The 19,705-nt window shown below is 63.9% G+C and carries 17 protein-coding genes and 1 riboswitch; of the genes, 8 read left to right on the top strand and 9 right to left on the bottom strand.

Translation table 11 applies throughout. The features are described 5' to 3' along the window. Nucleotides 1-48: 48 nt before the first annotated feature. Nucleotides 49-135: riboswitch (cyclic di-GMP riboswitch) on the bottom strand. Between the two features lie 201 nt (nucleotides 136-336). From I6L48_RS08360 to I6L48_RS08350, 3 genes are all read right to left on the bottom strand, one after another. Then, the gene (locus I6L48_RS08360; RefSeq protein ID WP_113069752.1) at nucleotides 337-3,798 is read right to left on the bottom strand and encodes a PAS domain-containing hybrid sensor histidine kinase/response regulator; all 3,462 of its coding nucleotides are present in this window, start codon (nucleotides 3,796-3,798) and stop codon (nucleotides 337-339) included. Between the two features lie 63 nt (nucleotides 3,799-3,861). Beyond that, nucleotides 3,862-5,004, bottom strand: coding sequence for a 3-phenylpropionate MFS transporter (locus I6L48_RS08355; protein ID WP_216987944.1), 1,143 nt, complete (start codon nucleotides 5,002-5,004; stop codon nucleotides 3,862-3,864). A 261-nt stretch (nucleotides 5,005-5,265) separates the two neighbouring features. Further along, complete coding sequence (locus I6L48_RS08350; protein ID WP_216987943.1) at nucleotides 5,266-7,359, bottom strand: TonB-dependent hemoglobin/transferrin/lactoferrin family receptor; 2,094 nt, start codon at nucleotides 7,357-7,359, stop codon at nucleotides 5,266-5,268. 196 nt (nucleotides 7,360-7,555) lie between these two features. Between I6L48_RS08350 and I6L48_RS08345 the strand changes: the two genes are divergently transcribed. The 3 genes from I6L48_RS08345 to I6L48_RS08335 are packed head-to-tail and all read left to right on the top strand — an operon-like array spanning nucleotide 7,556 to nucleotide 9,537. Continuing rightward, nucleotides 7,556-8,524 (top strand): ChaN family lipoprotein, encoded by a 969-nt coding sequence (locus tag I6L48_RS08345; protein WP_216987942.1) that lies wholly within the window; start codon nucleotides 7,556-7,558, stop codon nucleotides 8,522-8,524. A gap of 14 nt (nucleotides 8,525-8,538) precedes the next feature. Continuing rightward, nucleotides 8,539-9,090 carry a cysteine hydrolase family protein gene (locus I6L48_RS08340; protein WP_039040040.1) on the top strand — a complete coding sequence of 184 codons (552 nt, stop codon included), beginning with the start codon at nucleotides 8,539-8,541 and terminating at the stop codon, nucleotides 9,088-9,090. Between the two features lie 39 nt (nucleotides 9,091-9,129). Next, the gene (locus I6L48_RS08335) at nucleotides 9,130-9,537 is read left to right on the top strand and encodes a hypothetical protein (RefSeq protein WP_041211184.1); all 408 of its coding nucleotides are present in this window, start codon (nucleotides 9,130-9,132) and stop codon (nucleotides 9,535-9,537) included. Nucleotides 9,538-9,602: 65 nt separating this feature from the next. Here the strand turns inward: I6L48_RS08335 and hutZ are convergent, their stop codons facing one another. Together hutZ and hutX are read right to left on the bottom strand one after the other, a co-directional pair. Continuing rightward, a complete protein-coding gene (gene hutZ / locus I6L48_RS08330) occupies nucleotides 9,603-10,160 on the bottom strand; it encodes a heme utilization protein HutZ (protein ID WP_216987941.1) in 558 nt (185 codons plus the stop codon). Then, complete coding sequence (gene hutX, locus I6L48_RS08325) at nucleotides 10,157-10,669, bottom strand: heme utilization cystosolic carrier protein HutX (protein ID WP_113069749.1); 513 nt, start codon at nucleotides 10,667-10,669, stop codon at nucleotides 10,157-10,159. The genes hutZ and hutX overlap by 4 nt, the downstream gene beginning before the upstream one ends. A gap of 167 nt (nucleotides 10,670-10,836) precedes the next feature. Here hutX and I6L48_RS08320 point away from each other — a divergent pair, with 167 nt between their 5' ends. The 3 genes from I6L48_RS08320 to I6L48_RS08310 are packed head-to-tail and all read left to right on the top strand — an operon-like array spanning nucleotide 10,837 to nucleotide 13,517. After that, nucleotides 10,837-11,682, top strand: a complete 846-nt coding sequence (locus I6L48_RS08320; RefSeq protein ID WP_113069748.1) for a hemin ABC transporter substrate-binding protein — start codon at nucleotides 10,837-10,839, stop codon at nucleotides 11,680-11,682. Next, complete coding sequence (locus tag I6L48_RS08315) at nucleotides 11,679-12,710, top strand: iron ABC transporter permease (RefSeq protein ID WP_041211331.1); 1,032 nt, start codon at nucleotides 11,679-11,681, stop codon at nucleotides 12,708-12,710. The genes I6L48_RS08320 and I6L48_RS08315 overlap by 4 nt, the downstream gene beginning before the upstream one ends. A gap of 15 nt (nucleotides 12,711-12,725) precedes the next feature. Further along, entirely contained in the window at nucleotides 12,726-13,517 is a 792-nt protein-coding gene (locus I6L48_RS08310) for a heme ABC transporter ATP-binding protein (RefSeq protein ID WP_113069747.1), read from the top strand. Between the two features lie 97 nt (nucleotides 13,518-13,614). Here the strand turns inward: I6L48_RS08310 and I6L48_RS08305 are convergent, their stop codons facing one another. Beyond that, a complete protein-coding gene (locus I6L48_RS08305) occupies nucleotides 13,615-14,223 on the bottom strand; it encodes a YitT family protein (RefSeq protein ID WP_039040037.1) in 609 nt (202 codons plus the stop codon). A gap of 292 nt (nucleotides 14,224-14,515) precedes the next feature. Here I6L48_RS08305 and I6L48_RS08300 point away from each other — a divergent pair, with 292 nt between their 5' ends. Further along, nucleotides 14,516-15,865: a UDP-glucose/GDP-mannose dehydrogenase family protein gene (locus I6L48_RS08300; RefSeq protein WP_104454686.1), complete on the top strand. Its 1,350-nt coding sequence runs from the start codon at nucleotides 14,516-14,518 to the stop codon at nucleotides 15,863-15,865. Then, nucleotides 15,862-16,860: an NAD-dependent epimerase gene (locus I6L48_RS08295; protein ID WP_052815196.1), complete on the top strand. Its 999-nt coding sequence runs from the start codon at nucleotides 15,862-15,864 to the stop codon at nucleotides 16,858-16,860. Before I6L48_RS08300 ends, I6L48_RS08295 begins: the two co-directional genes overlap by 4 nt. Before the next feature lie 42 nt (nucleotides 16,861-16,902). On the opposite strand, the gene I6L48_RS08290 is transcribed toward I6L48_RS08295, so the two are convergent. The 3 genes from I6L48_RS08290 to I6L48_RS08280 are packed head-to-tail and all read right to left on the bottom strand — an operon-like array spanning nucleotide 16,903 to nucleotide 19,680. After that, nucleotides 16,903-18,591: a glycosyltransferase family 39 protein gene (locus I6L48_RS08290; RefSeq protein WP_180321015.1), complete on the bottom strand. Its 1,689-nt coding sequence runs from the start codon at nucleotides 18,589-18,591 to the stop codon at nucleotides 16,903-16,905. Continuing rightward, a complete protein-coding gene (locus I6L48_RS08285) occupies nucleotides 18,581-18,943 on the bottom strand; it encodes a lipid-A-disaccharide synthase N-terminal domain-containing protein (protein WP_225159773.1) in 363 nt (120 codons plus the stop codon). The genes I6L48_RS08290 and I6L48_RS08285 overlap by 11 nt, the downstream gene beginning before the upstream one ends. After that, nucleotides 18,940-19,680 carry a glycosyltransferase family 2 protein gene (locus tag I6L48_RS08280; protein ID WP_042016786.1) on the bottom strand — a complete coding sequence of 247 codons (741 nt, stop codon included), beginning with the start codon at nucleotides 19,678-19,680 and terminating at the stop codon, nucleotides 18,940-18,942. Before I6L48_RS08280 ends, I6L48_RS08285 begins: the two co-directional genes overlap by 4 nt. Between the last annotated feature and the right edge of the window lie 25 nt (nucleotides 19,681-19,705).

Genomic DNA, 19,705 nt, shown 5'->3' with positions numbered 1-19,705 from the left:
AACGCAGACAACATCGCAACCATGGCTTGGCCCATGGACGATACAACCTGTGGTGGCCCCGCTATCCTAGGTACGCAGACCCTTAGACCGGAAGCTTTGCGTCCCGGACTTTCATCCGGTTTGCCTTTTTGCACAACTTGATTTGCGACAAAAATAATCGCCGAATGACTATAGAGGAGAGTCGCCCGGGTGCCACCTGCCAAAAGTGACACCCAACAAGACTCAATTATCACCAAATCCGGAAAATGGCGACGAAATAGGCATCATCATCGTCGATCATGACGTCTGGATGGCATCCAGAAAATGCTCAGCCAATGCTCGATTCTGTGAGACCAGTCACTGAACCGGCATCAGCAGGCTGTTCATCAGGGCGCGCAGCTTGAGAGGTTTGACCGGTTTGCTCACGTAGCCAAAGCCGTGCTCACGGATCTGTGCCTGCAACTCGCTCTTGCGATCCGCACTGATGATGATGCCGCCGATACCGTTGCCGTGGGCCAGCCTGATCATGTGCAGCGCCTGCAACCCGGTCTTGCCGTCATCCAGGTGATAGTCCGACAGCACCAGCGCAGGCAGGAAGCCGCCGCCGATGATCTCTTCCGCCTGCTCCAGGCTCTGGGCACAGCGCACCTCGCAGCCCCAGCGTCCCAGCAGCGAGGCCATGGCGATGAGGATATCCTCCTCGTTGTCGATGCAGAGGATCCTGACCCCTTCCAGCTGGCTGTCTCGCAGGGCCGGGGTCGTCACCTGGCTGGGGATGACGGGCCGGGTCGCGAGGTTCAGGGTGATGGCAAAGACGGACCCCGCTCCGGGCCAGCTGCGCAGGGAGAGCTGATGACCCAGCACCAGCGAGATGCCGCGGGCGATGGCGAGCCCGAGGCCAAGCCCCTGCTCCCTGGCGGTGCGGGAGTGATCGAGGCGGGAAAACTCGTCAAAGATCGCCTCCTGCTTGCCCTCCGGGATGCCGGGGCCGTTGTCCCATACCTCGATGCGCACCTTCTCCCCCATGCGGCGACAGCCGAGCAGCACCCGACCGCCGGGGTTGTAGCGAAATGCGTTGGTGAGGAAGTTCTGCAACACTCGCCGCAGCAAGCGCACATCGCTGTAGACCGCAAGGCGGCTCTCCACCACGGAGAACTGGATCCCACCGGCCTGGGCCAGCACACCGAATTCCGCCTTGAGATTGTCCAGCACATCGCTCAGGGCGAAATCGAGCTTCTTCGCCTTGAACTTGCCCGCCTCGAGGCGCGAGATGTCCAGCAGATCCGTGATGAGATCCTCGGTCGCCCCCAGGGCGTCGTCGATGTGGCGAGCGATGCGGGCCGGTTCGTCCTCCGGGGGCAGCATCTCCAGCAAGGAGGAGGTAAAGAGCTTGGCCGCGTTCAGCGGCTGGGTCAGGTCGTGGCTCACCGCCGCAAGGAACCGGCTCTTGGACTGATTTGCCCTCTCCACCTGCTGGTTTACCAGCAGCAGTTGGCGGTTGAGTTCGGAGAGCTCGTGGGTGCGCTCGGCCACCCGCGCCTCCAGGTGCTCGTTCGCTTCCCGCAGCACCCGCTCCGCCGCCCTGAACGGGGTGATGTCGGTGAAGGTCATGACAAAGCCCCCCGCAGGCATGGGGTTGCCCTGCATCTCGATGACCCGGCCATCGGGACGCTCCCGCGCCGAGACATGGGGGCTGCCACGCTTCATGAAGGCAACCCGCCGCGCCACCTGGGCTTCGATGTCTCCCTGGCCGCACAACCCCTGTCCGGCGTTGTAGCGGATGATCTCCTCGATGGAACGGCCCACCTGAATGAGACCGGGGGGATAGGAGAACAACTCGATGTAGCGTCGGTTCCAGGCCACCAGCCTGAGCTCCCTGTCCACCACGGAGATCCCCTGCCCCATGTGTTCGATTGCCCCCTGCAACAGGCCGCGGTTGAAGCGGAACATGTCGGAGGCCTCGTCCACAATGGTGGCGATCTCCTCGAGCTGCATGTTGCGTCCCTGCAGGGCAGAGGCCAGCACCAGGCGGGCGGACGAGGTACCGAATACCCCGGCCAGCAGTCGCTCCGTGTGGGCGATGAGCTCCGCCGAGGCCTGCATCTGGGGCGCCAGGGTGCCTCCCCGCTCGCCGGCGAAGCGACCGAAGGCCCGCTTGACGCGGCTGGAACCGACGAAGCGGGCCGCCAGCATCTCCAGCTCCTTCACCGAGACCCGCGCATGATAGAGCGCCGAAGTGTCCCGGCTCGTCTTGCCGACGAAGTTGGCGGCCTGCAGCCGCTCGCTCACCGCCGCCCGAGACAGCAGGGAGCCCGCCACATAGCCGACCAGGTTGAGCAGAAGACTCAGGAAGAGGCACCAGGCCCCCAGGCTCAGATCCCGCACCGCCGGCCAGTCTGGGGGCGCCAGCAGGGCTTCGAGAGGGGAGCCTGCCAGCAGTCCGCTCTCCGCCAGCAGGGTCACGAACCAGAGGCTGACCCCGAGGGCGAGCCCGAGATAGACGCCCTTGCGATTGCCATGACGCCAGTACAGGCCGAGCAGCAGGGCTGGCGCGAACTGGGCCACGGCCCCAAACGAGAGATAGCCGATGCGCGACAGACTGGTGAGATCCCCGAGCCAGAGATAGAGCGCCCAGGCCGCCAGCAAAATCAGCAAGATGGCACCCCGACGCACCTGCAGCAGCAACCGCATCAGGCGCTCGTCCCGCCCCTGTTGCCAGACCCGGCGCAGCAGGACCGGCAACACCAGATCGTTGCTCACCATGATGGCCAGGGCGATGGTGCAGACGATCACCATGCCGGTGGCCGCCGAGGTGCCGCCGAGAAATGCGAGCATCGCCATGCCGTCGAATCCGAGGGACATAGGGAGGCTTATCACATAGGTGTCCGAGGCCATGTCTGCCCCGACCCACTGCTTGCCTGCCAGCGCCAGCGGCCAGATGAAGAGCCCCATCAGGAAGAGATAGAGGGGGAAGATCCAGCGGGCCCAGTGCAGATCCTGCCCCTGGTTGTTCTCCACCACGGTCACGTGAAACTGGCGCGGCAGGCAGATGACGGCACACATGGCGATCAGGGTGTAGATGGCGAGCTCCAGCAGACTGCCCGGCGTCACCGCCACCACCGCATCCAGGAAGTCGCCCGCCACCAGGGTACGCGCCTCGCTCGGTCTGGCGATGATGAGCCAGAGCGCAAAGCCCCCCACCGCCATGAAGGCGAGCAGCTTGACCACGGACTCGAAGGCGATGGCCACCACCATGCCCCTGTGGTGCTCGGTGGCATCCAGGTTGCGGGTGCCGAACAGAATGCTGAACAGGGCCAGCAGCAGGGTGACCCCCAGTGCCAGCTCCGCCATGTTGCTGGTGGGGCTGACCCCCGTGCTGTTGGCCATCAGCAGATCGAGCCCGGTGACGATCGCCTTGAGCTGCAGCACCAGGTAGGGAAGTATCCCCATGACGGCGATGAGGCTGATCACCATGGCCAGGCGCTGGGACTTGCCATAACGAGCGGCAATGAAATCGGCGATGGAGGTGATGTGCTCGCGCTTGGCCACCAGGATGAGGCGGGCCAGCAGGCGCCAGCCAAACAGGAACACCAGCATGGGGCCCAGGTAGATGGGCACCGGCGACCAGGGGGATTCGCTGGCCTGGCCCACGGTGCCGAAGAAGGTCCAGGAGGTGCAATAGACCGCCAGCGACAGGCTGTAGAGCAGAGGCTGCCCCTTGGGGCGACGGCGCTTGTTCTTGTCCGCCACATAGGCGATGAGGAACAGCAAGCCCAGATAGGCGAGCGACAACCCGATCAGCAGCCATCCTTGGTGCATCTCTCTACTTCCCTTTTCCAGATAAGTCGGAGGTCTGCCGCGCCAGAGACCGGCAGACCTGTGTCATCGGCCCTGTTCAGGGCTCTCTTCACGCAGCCGCAACACGAAGACCGGCAGCACTACCAGCACCATGATAAAGAAGATGCCGCCCCCCAGCGGCTCGAACAGCACGCCGCAGATCGCCATCAGGGCCGCCACCGTCATGCCAAGGCCCAGGGCCGCATAGAGCGCCTGGGTGGGGATCTGCTGCTCCGTGGGCAACTGGCGGGTCATGAAGCGGATGGCGCCGAGGTGACTGACGCAGAAGGTGACCCCGTGCAGCAGCTGGCCGAGCACCAGCACCGCCAGATCGGTAGAACTGCCGAGCAGCACCCAGCGCACCACGCAGCCAAGGGCCCCCACCAGAAACAGGGTCTGGGCGCCAAAGCGCTGGAGGAAGCGCTTGTCCGCGGCGAACATGGCGATCTCCGCCACCACTCCCAGAGCCCAGAGATACCCGATCAGGGTGCCGCTGTAGCCGGCGCTTTTCCAGTAGATGGCGCTGAAACCGTAGTAGGCCGCGTGGCTCCCCTGCAGCAGGGCGGTGATGAGCAGGAAGCGGCGCACCGGGGCCGACCTGAGCGTGACGAGCAGCGAGGCCTTGGCCCGCTCCCCTTGCAGCTCCCGGGGGGCGGGTCGCAGCGGCAGCAGGCTGAGCCCCAGCATGATCAGCAGCCCGGCCACCATGGTGTGCAGCACCCAGTCGCTGCCAAAGTTGCCCACTAGGGCCCCCACCAGGGTGGAGGCGACGATAAAGGCAAAGGAGCCGCACAGCCGCACCTTGCCGTAGTCCAGGTGGGTCTGAACCACCATGCGGGTGGCAAGCGCCTCTCCCATGGGCATCAGGGTCGGGTAGATGAAGTTGGCCGCCAGGGTCAGCACCACCAACCACCAGAGGCTGTGGCCCAGATAGAAACCGAGGAAGGCCAGCAGACTCAGCAGACAGAGCAGCCGGGTGACGGGCAGCAACTGGCCGGCCCCCTTGACTCGCCCCATCACCATCAGGTTGCCGGCAAAGCGGATGGCCATGCCCACCCCCAGCAACAGCCCTATCTGTTCAGTACTCACCCCGATGCCTTCCAGCCAAAGCGACCAGAACGGCAGATAGGCGCCATAAACGAAGTAGAAGGCACCAAAAAACAGGGCTAACCAGGAGAACGCGGGCATAGAGGCTCGGGCTGCATGACAAGGGGCACAAATGATAACCGATTTCGGGACGGGGATCCCCAGGCGGCATGACAGATAAAAACGATAAATATCAATAAAGTTGAACCTTTGTCACATCCCCCTGTCTATTGGGTAACACCGCTTCCTGATGAGTGTTGCAATCCTTCCACCCGCCCCTGGCGGGTTTCTTTTTTGCAGACGCCGACCTTCATGACAAAAGGGGCCCGAGGGCCCCTTTTCCTTCATGCTGGTCGACGACCATCAGAACACGTACTTGACCCGTGCACTGAGGTTGCGGCCAGGCTCGGTCTGCTTGCTGGTATCCGCGGTGGCGGCAAGGCCGGTGATGCTTTCGTAGCTCACGTACTCCTTGTCAAACAGGTTGAACACCCCCACGTTGAGCTGCAGGTCCTGCACCGGCTTGAACTGGGCATAGAGATCCACCACGCCCCAGCCTGCGCTCTTGATGTTGTCGTTGCCTCGCGCATCCTTGCCCACCTTGTCCATGTCGTCGGCAAAGCGCAATGCGGTGTTGATGTTCCAGTTCGGCTGCTCCAGACGCACCCCGACGCTGCCGTTCAGGGGGCTCAGGCTGTTGATGTAGTTGCCCTCGCCATCCTTGCCCTCGATGTAGGCCAGGTTGCCCCAGACGTTGACCAGCTCGTTCAACCAGTAGTCCGCCTTGGCCTCGGCCCCCTTGGTGGTCGCCTTGTCCAGGTTCTGGTACTGATAGAGGGCGGTACGGCCTTCGGTGCCCACGGCCGTCAGCTCGATGAAGTCGTCGAACTTGTTGTAGAAGGTGGCCACTTCATAGCTGAACCCGCCACGGCTGCCGCGCACCCCCAGATCGATGCCGTCGCTGCTCTCTGGCTTGAGGTTCGGGTTGGGCTCGATGCGATAGCCATACGCCTGGTGGTTCAGGGTGGAGAAGGCGTTGTCATACATGGGCACCTTGAAGCCGTGGCTGTACTGGGCGAACAGGTTCGCCGCCTCATGCGCCTTGAACACCAGCCCCAGCTTGGGAGAGAACTCCCCTTCGGAGATCTTCTTCATGTTCTCGCCCGTGTAGGCGGGATCCTCATCCGGGGTCATCTTGTAGTAGTCGTAACGCACGCCCGGGGTCAGCACCCAGCGCTCGCCGAACTTGATCTCGTCAAAGGCCCAGAGCGCACTGCGCTCGCTGGTGGTGGAGGGGAAGCTCAGCTCGTTGTAGCCAACGAAGTCACCCGGAACGGTCGGCCCCTTGAAGCGGGTGCGCTCGTTGTCGGTATGCTCGTATTCCAGGCCCCAGGCCAGACGCTGGCTGGCGAGCGCCTTGTTGAACTTCACCTGGGCGCCCAGGCTCTCCTGCTCGAAACCGTTGTGATCCAGGGAGTTCTTGGTCACATAGGGGTTGCCCGGCATGACCGGATACTTGGACGAAGCGTACTGATCCAGGGTCTGCTTGGCGCGGCTGTAGTAGATCTTGCTGTCCACGCGATCCGCCCAGGGGGCGTTCAGGGCGAGGCCATGATCCAGTACCAGGGAGAGGTTGTCGGTCTCCTTGTCGGTAATGGGCTGGTTGAAGACGGAGCCCGCCTTGGTCAGATCGATGGCATCCGGATCCTGCCCCTCGGTGAAGTAATCCACCGTCAGTTTCAGGAACTGATCATCGGAGAGATTCCACTTGCTCTTGAACAGCACGGCCTGGCTGACGATGTCGAACTCGTTCTTGTCGCCGTCATAATTCTGGGTGACACCGCCATCGCGCCAGGTGTAGCGCAGCAGGTTCTCGACTTCCCCGGTGCGCAGCGCCCCCGTGATGCCGGCCATTCTCTGGTGGCTGCTGGAGGCATAACCCGTGGTCGCATCCAGATAGCTGTCGCGGCCCTTGAGGAAGTCGCCAGCATCCTTGGTGGTGATGGCAATGACGCCTCCCAGAGCATCGGAACCGTAAGCAGCAGAGGCCGGCCCTTTGGCCACTTCCACCTGCTTGATCATGTCGGTGTCGAAGTAGGTCTGACCCACGCCGCCATTCTTGTAGGCATCGTTTTGGCGCACACCGTCCTGCACCACCTTGACCCGGTTTTCGCTCATGCCGCGAATGGTGAAGGTCTGGGCATCTCCTGCGCCTCCCTGCACGCTCACCCCGGGCTCATAGCGGAACAGATCGGCGACGTTGCTGACGACCTGCTCTTCAATCTGCTCCGAGGTAATGACAGCGATGGGACCGGAAACATCTTCCAGCTTCTGTTCCATCCGTGAGCCGCTGACGACCATGACTTCATCGGCTTTCTTGTCTGCGGCGAAAGCGGGGGAGATCAGCCCGGCCGCCACGGCGAGGGCTATCAGGGAGGGGGTGTTGTTGTGCGCCACTGCAAAGTCCTTATTGAGAATTATTATCAAGCGGAAGGCATATTACCCCGCCAGAGACAAAGATCAATAATAAAGTGAATCATTCTCATTTCACTTTATCGTCATTCCCCCTTACACTGGCGCCACTTTTTCGCTCGCCATGCCGCCATCCCATGGTGCAGCCTTTTCCCATCCCCTGTTTCTTGAGTGAGTAACCATGATCCGACGACTCCCCCTGCTCGCCCTGCCCCTGCTGCTGGTCGCCTGTGCCACCACGCCGCAGAACACCCCACCCGAGACCCTCTATGACGCACGGCTCGATACGGCCCAGGGGCAGGCGTTGACCTTCGAGCAGGCGGTGGCCCGGGTGGCGGATGCCGACATCGTGCTGGTGGGGGAACTTCACACTCACCCGGCCATCCATCTGTTGCAGGCCCGTCTGCTGGCGGGGCTTGACGAGACGTCGCAGGCAGATGGCCGGGCCCTGGTACTTTCCATGGAGCAGTTCAGCCGCGCCGATCAGCCGGTGCTGGATGCCTACCTGGCCGGACGCATCGGCGAATCGGCCCTCATTCGAGATGGCCATGCCTGGCCCAACTACCAGAGTGATTACCGCCCTCTGGTGGAGTTCGCCAAGGCGCAGCACCTGCCAGTGATCGCCGCCAATGCCCCCAAACCTCTGGTGAGCTGCGTCGGTCAGGAGGGACCGGCCTGGCTCGACAAACTGCCGGCCAATCGCCGCAGCCAGCTTGCCCGCGAGCTGACTCTGGGGGATGACGGCTACCGCCAGAAGTTCATGGCCTCCATGCACCATGGGGATGCGGACGGCAACGCCCGTCGCTTCGCCGCCCAGACCAGCTGGGACGACACCATGGCCGAAAGCATGGTGGATTATCTGGGCAAGCATCCCGGCAGGCGCATCATGCATATCGCCGGCAACTTCCACGTGGAAGGGGGGCTCGGGATCGCCAGTCGCATCGCCAGCCGCAATCCGGCACTCAAGGTGGCACTCATCGTGCCGCAAACCGGTGACGAGACAGCACCCGGGAGAGACGCCGATGTCAGGGTCCACATCGCTCCCCTGCCGGAACGCTGGCTAAATGCAAAGGAAATGAAGCAAGATATGGGCGCACTGCATCAATCCCGAAGCCGTGACTGCAGCCAATGGTTGCAACCCTCAAAATAGCCCAAGGATTTCATATGGATGTGTTACTCGTCATCGACATGCAACAGGGGTTGTTCGATAACCCCCGCCATCAGGATGCCCAGGTCATCGCCAACATCAATCGTCTGGCCGATCGCGTGCGGGGCCAACACGGACGGGTCATCTATGTGCAACACGACGAACCGGGTTCCGAGCTGGAACCTGGCAGTGCGGGCTGGCAACTGCACGCCGATCTGGCCCCGTCTCCCCACGACAGCCGGGTGCGCAAGACCGCCTGTGACAGCTTCCTCGACACCGAGCTCGGCTTCCTGCTGGCAGAGCAGTCGGTAGACAGACTGCTCATCTGCGGCTGTGCCACCGACTTTTGCGTCGATACCACGTTGCGCAGCGCCGCCGCCAGGGGCTTTGACGCCTTTGCGGTGACCGACGCCCATACCACGGCGGACAGGCCGCACCTGAGTGCGGAGCAGATCATCCAGCACCACCACTTCATGTGGCGGCATCTGAGCCTGCCTCAAGGCAGAAGCGTGACCCTGCTCACGACGGATGAGCTGCTGGCCACCATTCAACCCGAGCGGGCGTGTTAAGCTGCCCGTCCTGATGTGAACACCCGATTGGAGTCTTGTGTGCGTCTACTCTCTGCCGTTGCCCTCACGCTGCTGTTACCGGCGCTCACCGCCTGCTCCGGATTGCCGGGGGCGGCACCCGATGGCCCGGCCCCCCTGTTCCACACCCATATCAGCGACGACGGGAGCAAGCGCTTCACCTTCGAGGCCGCCCCTCTCGACGTCCTGCCAACCCGGTTGCAGGAGGGAGATGACAACCGGCTGAGCCGCCGCGACAAGAGCCTGCTGGAACGCCGGGAAGCCCTGCAGGACGAGCAGCTCACCCAGATGCTGGCCACGCGCAAGTATTGCCGAAGCGGCTATATCGTCCTCAGCCAGACTTCCTGGAAGATCCGCGGGGAATGCAACGAGAGCGCCACCCAGGCCGATCGCGATGCCTTCCCCAACCAGGCAGGCTGGCAGGAGTAACCCGGGACATAACAACAAAACGGGCAGCCCAGGCTGCCCGTTTTCTCATCTCGCTAACTGTCCCCTCAAACGGGTTCATCCGCCGGGCTGGTCAGCTCGGCGCCATTGTCGATGCGTTTGTGCCCTTCCACCAGGTGAACGAAGTCCACCAGCTCGTCGCCGGAGACACGGAACGCCTGACCGAATCCCTTGACGAACAGTCCCTGCTCGGGCTTGAGCCTAAACAGCACGAAGTCCTTGAGGTTGGAGAGCCCTTTGACTATCTCGCCGAAGCGCCCTTCCAGCGCCGCAACGGCCTTCTCCCAGCGTGCGTCGTCGCGCCCCACCACCTCGGCGACCGCATCGAAGGTCAGACGCTTGCGGGCAAACAGCTCGCGGGCCCCGGTTTCGTCCTCGATCAGCATCAGCGATACCTTGGGCACCTGTTGCAGGTTGCGGGCGTGGCGAGCTATCTCGGAGATGAGCACATAGTATCCATCTTCCTGCAGCACGAAGGGAGCATAGCTGGCATTGGGGTTGCCTTCGCCATCCACAGTGGCGAGCTGCAGGGTACGGCAACCGTCGCGGAACTCGCGGATCTCCGGTTGCAGGCGGTTTTGCAGGCGCTCCTGACGTTCACTCATGCTTTCACTTCCTCTTGATACTGACGGCGCAGGGCCATGAAACGCTCCACCTGCTCAGGCAGCAGTTGACGCTGCTCGTCCCGGCCCAGGTAGATCTTGAAAATGCAGCGGCCACTGTGGCCGAAGAACTGGAAGGAGTGCCCTTCCTTGCCCATGAAGAGCTTGCTGACCAGGGCGATGCCCGCCACGTTGTCGAGCTTGAGGTGGCCGTGCAGTTCGCCGTCCCGCCCCATCAGGTTGTAGTAGCCGCGCGCGTTCTTGCCCTTGGGGAAGGGGGCCTTCACCTCGAAGATGGAGCCATCGGATTCGACGATGGTGGTCACCTGACCCCAGCTGGCTAGGTCCGCCAGCAGGGCTTCGGCCTCCCCGGTCGGCACTTGCGTCATCAGGGCGGCAGGCAGATGGCGTACCACCTCCCACTCGCTGACGGCCAGCTCGGTGGCGAGGGTGGACGGGTGGGCGCTCGGGTCTTGCTCCAGCAGCGCGTGAATGCGTTGTGCAATGCTCATCGGTTCTCCCTGGATGATCTGGCGATGGTGCTCAGTGTCGCGGCGGATACTGTAATAAAGCGCCCCAAGTAACGCAATTGATAATCGCTTTCATTCTCAGTGCATTTTGATGGGCGACTTGATATTCTCGGCGGCAACCCTATTTCATTCACCCTTCGGAGGTTCGCATGGGCCGTCGTTTTGCCCTCGCATTCAGCCTGCTCGGCTGTGCCCTTTCCCTCTCTTCCCCATCCGTCATGGCGGTGGAGCGTATCGTCAGCATAGGCCCCGCCACCACGGAACTCATCCTGGCGCTGGGAGGCGAGCAGAGCCTGGTAGCTACCGATGTCAGCAGTCCGGAGCCCAGAGGCGTGCCCAAGGTCGGCTATCACCGTGCCCTCGCCGCCGAAGGGATCCTGAGTCTCTCTCCGACCCTGGTGGTCGGCAGCGACGAGATGGGCCCGAGCAGCACGCTTGACCAGTTGCGCCGTGCCAACGTCAAGGTCGAGGTCATGGCCACAGCCCCTACGCTGGCCAACCTCAACGAGCGTATCGACACCCTGGCCCATCTCCTGGGTGACCAGGCGGCAGGGAGCAAGCTCAAGGAGGAAATTGCCGCCCAGAGCGACACCCTGGCGGCGCAGGCGAAGCAGAACAAGCCCCTCAAGGTCGCCTTCCTGCTGCTGCACAAGGGTCAGCCCACCAGCATCGCCGGTGGCAACACCACCGCCAGCGCCCTCGTCACCCTGGCGGGCGGCGTCAATCCGGTGGCTGGGCTCCACGACTACAAGCCCGTCTCCACCGAATCCCTCATCGAGCTGCAACCTGATCTGGTGCTGGTGAGCGGCCGCGACTGGCAGCAGTATCAGGATCCCGACGCCATCCTGAGCCAGGTGCCCGCCCTGTCAGCCACCCCGGCAGGCAAGAACAAGGCCATCCACGCCATCGACGGACATGCCCTGCAAGGGGGCCTCAGCCTCCGTTCCCTGCAACAGGCGAACCAGATCGCCCAGTGGATCAAGCAGGGTTCCTGATGCGCCTGCCTCTGCCCTGGCTGCTCGCCCTGACCGGCTGCGCGCTGGCGTTGCTGCTGGTCGGGTCCCTCGCGACCGGCCCCATGTCCCTCTCCCTTGGCGAGAGCCTGCGCGCCCTGTTTGCCGGACCACAGAGCGGGATTGAGGCTCACAAATTATTGATCGTGCAGGAGATCCGTCTGCCACGAACCCTGCTCTGCATCGCCGTGGGGGGCATTCTCGGCCTCTGCGGCGCCGTCATGCAGGGACTGTTTCGCAACCCCCTGGCAGACCCCGGCATCATAGGGGTGTCGGGCGGGGCGGCACTCGGCGCGGCCCTGGCCATCGTGTTGCTCGCCCCGTTGGGCTCGCACCTGCAGAGCCTGCTCGGCCTGGGGTTGCTGCCCCTGCTCGCCTTTCTCGGCGGAGCCCTCACCACCACCCTCGTCTATCTGCTGGGTACCCGGGAAGGGGGCACCTCGGTCACCGTGATGCTGCTGGCCGGGGTGGCCATCACGGCGCTCTCCGGCGCCGTCATCGGACTGCTCACCTATCTCGCCGACGATCAGATGCTGCGCAACCTGAGCCTGTGGCAGATGGGCTCCCTGGCGGCAGGCAAGCCGGTCGATGTGACGCTGGCGCTGCTGACCCTGGCCGCTTTGCTGCTGCTGTTCATGCGCGATGCCAATCCCCTCAACGCCCTGCTGCTGGGAGAGGGAGAGGCCCGGCACCTGGGGGTGAACGTGCAGACGCTGAAGCGTCGCCTCATCCTGCTCACTGCTGCCGGTGTCGGCGTGGCGGTGGCCGTGGCGGGCATGATCGGCTTTGTCGGTCTGGTGGTTCCCCATCTGGTACGGCTGCTGGCCGGTCCCAACCATGTCCGCCTGCTCCCGCTGTCTGCCCTGCTGGGGGCTGGCCTGTTGCTGGGGGCCGACATGCTGGCGCGTACCCTGCTCGCACCGGCCGAGCTGCCGGTCGGCATCATCACCGCCCTGCTGGGTGCCCCCTTCTTCATCTGGCTCTTGGTCAAGAGCCGCCAAGCGCTGTAACAGGAGATCGCCACCTTGCCCGGATCCCCCTCCCCCCTGCTCAGTTGCCGGGGCCTTCGCCTCAGTCGCGGCAACCGACTTATCCTGGACAGCCTGGATCTCGACCTGCATGCCGGCAGCCTGACCGCCCTGCTCGGCCCCAACGGGGCGGGCAAAAGCTCACTGCTCAAGTGCCTGACCGGCGAGCTGGAACATGAAGGGGAGATCCACCTGTTCGGCCAGACCCGCAGGGGGTGGGCCGACAACGCTCTGGCCCACCGGGTCGGTGTGCTGCCGCAAAGCTCCTCCTTGAGCTTCCCTTTCCTGTGCGAAGAGGTGGTGGCCATGGGCCGGCTGCCCCACAGCGAGCCTGCCAGCCGGCGCGACGAGATAGTCCGCGCCGCCATGACCCACGCCGGGGTCGACCATCTGGCGAACCGCCTCTATCCCGGCCTTTCAGGCGGGGAGCGTCAACGGGTGCAGTTCGCCCGGGTGCTGGCCCAGATCTGGCAGGCCCCGGAAGAACCGCAGCAAGCGCGGCTTCTGCTGCTGGACGAGCCCACCTCGGCGCTGGATCTCAAATACCAGCACCAGTTGCTCGCCATGGCCCGGGCGCTGGCCGGTCGCAATACCGCCGTGCTGGTGGTGTTGCACGACCTCAATCTGGCAGCCCGCTACGCCGATAGGCTGGTGATGCTGGAGCAGGGCAGGCTGATGGCTGACGGCAGCGCAGGCGAGGTGCTGACTCCGGCGCTCATCGCGCGCCTCTACGACTACCCCGCACAGGTGATCCACCAGCCCGAGAGTGGCGTTCCCATGGTGGTGTGACACCCAGGGGCAGATAGCAACAGAGCGCCATCAGGCGCTCTGTCTTTTTGCGGTATCCAGCCTTGGGCTGACCTGCAGGGAAATCCCCACGGGCACATCAGGCTATCTGGTAGCGCCCCGGCTTGTGATTGAGTGTCAACACCAGATTACAGATGATGGCTGCCACCACGGAAAGCGCCAGCAGCCAGGGGGAGACCACGAAGAAAGAGGCGACGACGATGGCGCAATCCAGCCCCATTTGCAGCTTGCCTGCCCGCACACCCCATCTGTCCTGAATGAAGAGCGCCAGAATGTTGAAGCCCCCCAGGCTCGCCTTGTGGCGGAACATGATGAGCAGTCCCATGCCGATCAGGGTGCCGCCGATCAGCGCCGCATAGACGGGTTCGATCTTGCCGATTTGCAGCACGGCGTTGAGGTGATCCGTCATGAAGGAGACGGTGGCCACGGCGGCAAAGGTATTGAGGGTGAAGCGCGGCCCCATTCTGAGCCAGGCCAGGGCATAGAAAGGCAGGTTCATGGCGAAGAACAGCAGGCCGAAGCTGATGCCGGTCACCTGTTGCAGCAGCAGCGCCAGGCCGGCGGTGCCACCGGTGAGCAGGCCGACCTGATGGAACAGGAAGATGCCGAGGGAAACGAAGCCTGCTGCGGTCAGCAAGGCGAGCACATCCTCATAGAGCGGGTGCGCAGAGCGTGAAGTGTTGTCCATAACCAGGTATCCAGTCGCGAAGCAAGAGAGTGTTGGCCGCCCGTCGGGCGGAGCGAGCCCCGTTAACCGGGGCTTCGTTATGCCGACAGTCTCCAATTTGAGTGAGATGGATCACAAGTCCCACCCTTCACGCGCCAAAATGGTGCGCGTCATCCAGGCGTTACAATCCTTGCACCAAAATGTCCCACACTCACCGCCGGCCTGATGCTGAAAAACCTGAAACGGGCCGCTGCCCCCGCGCCCGAATCGTTCTAGAATGAGTCGCTTGTCACTGCCAGCGGAACAACAGCGGATGAGAGTCACCGTATTCGGAATAGGTTATGTCGGGTTGGTTCAGGCCGCCGTACTGGCGGAGATGGGTCACAAGGTGGCCTGCGTGGATGTGGATGCCGACAAGGTCGCGGGCCTGAAAGAGGGGCGCATTCCCCTCTTCGAGCCCGGTCTCGCCCCCCTGGTGCAGCGCAACCATCAGGCCGGTCGCCTGATCTTCACCACAGACCCGGCCCGGGCGGTGGAGTTTGCCGAGCTTATCTTCATCGCGGTCGGAACGCCGCCGGACGAGGACGGGTCCGCCGACCTCCATCAGGTGATGACGGTGGCGGACACCATAGGCCGCCTGATGCAAGGGGGCAAGGTGGTGGTCAACAAGAGCACTGTGCCTGTCGGCACCGCCAGCCGGGTACGACGACACATTGCGGAGCGCCTCGCCGACCGTGGTCTCGACCTTCCGCTCGACGTGGTCTCCAACCCCGAATTTCTCAAGGAGGGCGCCGCCGTCGCCGACTGCCTGCGGCCGGATCGCATCATCATCGGCACCGACTCCGATCACGCCTTCTCCCTGCTGGAGGAGCTCTACGCCCCCTTCAACCGCAAGCGAGACCGCATCCTGCGGATGGATGCACGCAGTGCCGAACTGACCAAATACGCCGCCAACGCCATGCTGGCGACCCGCATCTCCTTCATGAACGAGATGGCCACCCTGGCCGAAGCCCTGGGCGCCGATATCGAGGAGGTACGCAAGGGTATCGGTGCCGATCCGCGCATCGGCCACCACTTCATCTACCCGGGCTGCGGTTATGGCGGCTCCTGCTTCCCCAAGGATGTCAGGGCGCTGATCCACACCGCGAAGGAGGCGGGGTGCGAGACCCCCCTGCTGCGCTCGGTGGAGCGGGTCAACGAGGCGCAGAAGCACAGGCTCATGACCCGGCTGCACCACCATTTTGGTGCCAGTCTGTCGGGGCGCACCTTCGCGTTATGGGGACTCGCCTTCAAACCCAATACCGACGACATGCGCGAAGCCCCGAGCAGGGTGCTGATGGAGGCGATCTGGGCGGCAGGAGGCCAGGTGCAGGCGTTCGACCCCGAGGCCATGACCGAGGCCGCCCGCCTCTATGGCCAGCGGGCGGACTTGACCCTGTGCGACACCCAGGAAGCCGCCCTTCAGGGGGCCGATGCCCTGCTCGTCTGCACCGAGTGGCAACAGTTCCGCGCACCGGATTTCGACCTGCTTCGCCAGACCCTGAAGCAGGCCATCATCTTCGACGGCCGCAACCTCTATGATCCGGCCCGTCTGCGCCAGCGCGGTTTCACCTACTATGCCATCGGCCGTGGCGACAGCCTGGCTCATCAGGAGGAGCGATGAAGTACCTCGTCACCGGCGCCGCCGGGTTTATCGGATTTCATGTGGCGCGCAGGCTCTGTGGCGACGGCCATCAGGTGGTGGGGATAGACAACCTCAACGACTACTACGCGGTGAGTCTCAAGGAGGCGCGCCTCGCCCTGCTCACGCCTCTGCCCGGCTTTCGCTTCGAGCGCACCGATCTCGCGGACCGCGCGGCCATGGCTTCGCTCTTTGCCCGCGAGCAGTTTGACCGGGTGATCCATCTGGGGGCCCAGGCCGGAGTGCGCTACTCCCTGGACAACCCCTTCGCCTACGCCGACAGCAACCTCACCGGCCACCTTACCGTGCTGGAGGGGTGTCGCCAGACCCGGGTGCAGCATCTGGTCTATGCCTCCTCCAGCTCGGTCTACGGGCTGAACGAACAGATGCCGTTCAAGCCGTCCGATGGGGCGGATCATCCCGTCTCCCTCTATGCGGCGAGCAAGAAGGCGGGGGAGCTGATGGCCCACTCCTACTCCCATCTCTACGGCCTGCCCACCACCGGGCTGCGCTTTTTCACCGTCTACGGCCCCTGGGGCCGGCCCGACATGGCCCTGTTCAAGTTCGTGCACGCCATCCTGAACGGCGACCCCATCGACCTCTACAACCAGGGCCAGCTCAGCCGGGATTTCACCCATGTCGACGACATCGTCGAGGGGATAGTGCGCATCTCTGACAGCCCCCCTGCGGGCGATGCCCACTGGCAGGGGGCCCCGGACGCCAGCCCGGCCCCCTATCGCCTCTTCAACATCGGCAACGGCAGCCCGGTCAGGCTGCTGGACTTCGTGAATGCCATCGAGTCGGCCCTCGGCAAACGGGCCATCCGCAACATGCTGCCCATGCAGCCCGGCGACGTGCTCGCCACCTGGGCCGACACCCGCTCGTTGTTCGACGCCACGGGCTATCGCCCCCGTGTCGGGCTCAAGGAAGGGGTAGACAGCTTTGTCCGCTGGTATCGGGACTACTACCGGGTCTGAGCCAGGCGAGGTGGCAGGGTCCCCTGGCTCGCGACCCTGCGCTCAGGATGAAGGGGTATAGCTGAAGGGCACCATGGTGGGGGAGAGCCCACGGCAGGCGGATTTAAGTGCCTGCGGGCCTGCCAGCAGCCAGTCGGTGCGGTGACGGTTGCCGAGATTTTCCATCTTCGCGGGGTCAAAACACCTCACCATCAGGTCGGCGCTCCCCAGTACCCAGCGCCCGGGGGCAGCCCCTATCCAGGCGGCAGCTTCCCGAGCCTGCTCCCCGTCTCCCATCAGATAAGGGTAATGTTTCACTGGTTGCAGGCTAAACAGCAGATGCTGCTCCTTGAAGCCCGCCAGCAGCAGCTCATCCCCCGCAGGCACCTTCTGCGCCGCCAATGCCATGACTCCCTGAGGGGTGCGCACCTCGTTGAGGCGCACGCTGATCCAGCAGGAGTAGATCAGCCACCCCACTGCCAGGGAGCTGAGAATGGCGGTCAGTGGCGCCCGGCGAAGCCAGGCATTGATCAGCAGCAAGGATCCCCCCAGCACCAGCAGGGGAAGCCAGGGATCCGGCCCCAATTCCCCCAGACGGCTGGCCACTCTGTCGCTAAATGCCAGCACCAGAGCCCCCACCAGCCCTGCCCCCCCCAGCAGCCAGCCGAGCCCGGCCAGCAGTCGCCCCGGCCAGACCCGGACCAGCAGGGTGCCGATGAAGGGTGCGGTCAGGAGCGCCAGGGCGGGCGTACCGGGCGTGATGTAGACGCCCCGCTTGCCCGGCGAGCAGGAGAAAAACAGCACCACCAGCACCAGATAACCCAGCAGCAGCAGGATACGCCTGTCCTGCGCCCGGATGGCGCGCCGCCAGGCCACCACCAGCCAGGGCAACAGCAGGGAGAGCGGCAGCCAGAACGGCGGGATCACCGAGGTGAGGTAGTACCAGAAGGGTTTGACGTGATGCCAGGCGCTGGTATAGCGAGTCACCGTCTGGCGCAGCAGTATGTTATCTCTGTAGGCCAGCAGGAGGGGATCTCCGCTTCGGGTCACGGCCTCCAGCATGGGGACCAGCCAGAGGCCCATCGCCAGGGCCATGGCCAGCGGCCCGAGCAAGGCCTTCAGCCAGGCTGACAAGGGCGCGGCGCGGATTTGCGACCTGTGGGTCCAGAGCGCGGGAAGCAGCACCAGCAGGGCCAGTACTCCCACCCCCTTGGTGATGACGCCAAGCCCCGCGGCAAACCAGCCGAGCCAGTACCAGCGCCACCCGCCACCACAGAGGAGGAAGCGCAGAAAACCATAGAGACCGAGGGTGATGAAGAAGGTGACCAGGCCGTCGATCTGGGCCGTCTTGGCCTGCAGGGTAAACTGGACGGTAAAGAGCAGCAGCAAGCCCGCCAGAAATCCCGTCGCCGGATCCCACAGGCGGCGCCCCAGATCCCACACCAGCAAGATGGTCAGCAAGCCAGACAGCAGGGAGGGCAGCAGAAAGGCCACCTTGATGGAGCCAGTCAACACATAACCGCTCGCGATCCCCCACATAAACAGCGGCGGCTTGTCCGGATAGAGCTCCCCGCCACGCATGGGGAAGAGCCACTGGCCGCTCTCCACCATCTCCCGGGCGATCAGGGCGAAGCGCGGCTCGTCCGCCGGCCAGGGATCCCGCAGACCCAGCCCGGCCCCCAGCACCACCAGCGCGATCAGCAGCAACCAGCCAAGGGACGTCTGATTGAGCAGGGTGCGATCACTCACCATGACGGGCCTCCCCGGTCACGGCCTTGTCCCGCCGCCAGCCCCGATGCTGGATATCGAGATAGAGGCTGTAGAGCGCGGTGAAGGTGGGGAAGAGGTTTTGCAGCACGCCGACGGAGTCCTGCTTGGGAGAGAAGGTGAAGTAGCTGAGCGTCATCAGGCTGCCGATCACGCTCATGTACCAGAACAGGCGCGGGATGACGGGTCGTCCCGCCCGCCTGGACGCCAGAAACTGCACCAGCCAGCGTCCGCCGAACATCAGCGCCCCTGTGTAGCCGATCAGCTTCCAGCCAGTGACATGCACCCCGGTCCAGTCCAGCCAGTCGATGGGGGCAGACAGCCAGGCGTCGATCACTCCAGCATCTCCCGGATTTCAACCACCTTGGATCGGCGCTGCAACCACCAGACCCCGACCACGTCCACCAGCCCGACCCAGAGCCGGTTCCAGACCCCGTATTTGGAGATGCCCGCCTGGCGTGGCCTGTGGTTGACCGGCCAGGGCGCCATGCGCCCCCCTTGTGCCTGGATCAGCGCGGGGATGTAGCGGTGCATGTGATTGAAGGCGGGCAGTTTCAGATACCAGTCGCGACGCACCACCTTGAGCCCGCAGCCGGTATCCGGAATGCCGTCGCGCAGCAGCAGGTCGCGAAAGCCGTTGGCCAGCTTTGAAGAGAGGCGCTTGACCCAGTCGTCACGGCGGTTGACCCGGTGGCCGATGAGGCCCACCTGGTATGGATCGCTCTGGTAGCGGCGCATCGCCTCCTCCAGCATGGCGGGAATGTCGGCGGGATCGTTCTGACCATCGCCGTCGAGTACCACCAGCCAGTCGCCACGCCCGTGGCGCACTCCGCTCAGCACCGCCATGCTCTGGCCCACGGCATGGACATGACGTAGCACCTTCAGCCTGGTGAAACGCGTCTGCAAATCGCGCAGTACCACATGGCTGTCGTCCACACTGCCATCGTCCACATAGATCAGTTCGTACTCGAACCTGCCCCCAAGGGCGGCATCTATTTCGCCGACAAGCGGGGCCAGATTATCCCGCTCATCCTTGGCAGGCACCACGACAGAGATATCGACCGATTCGACCATATGCACATCCTGCCCTCATCAGAGG

The sequence above is a fragment of the Aeromonas sp. FDAARGOS 1418 genome (assembly GCF_019048585.1).
Classification (GTDB): domain Bacteria; phylum Pseudomonadota; class Gammaproteobacteria; order Enterobacterales; family Aeromonadaceae; genus Aeromonas; species Aeromonas caviae.
This window is presented reverse-complemented; position numbering and strand designations above follow the sequence as displayed.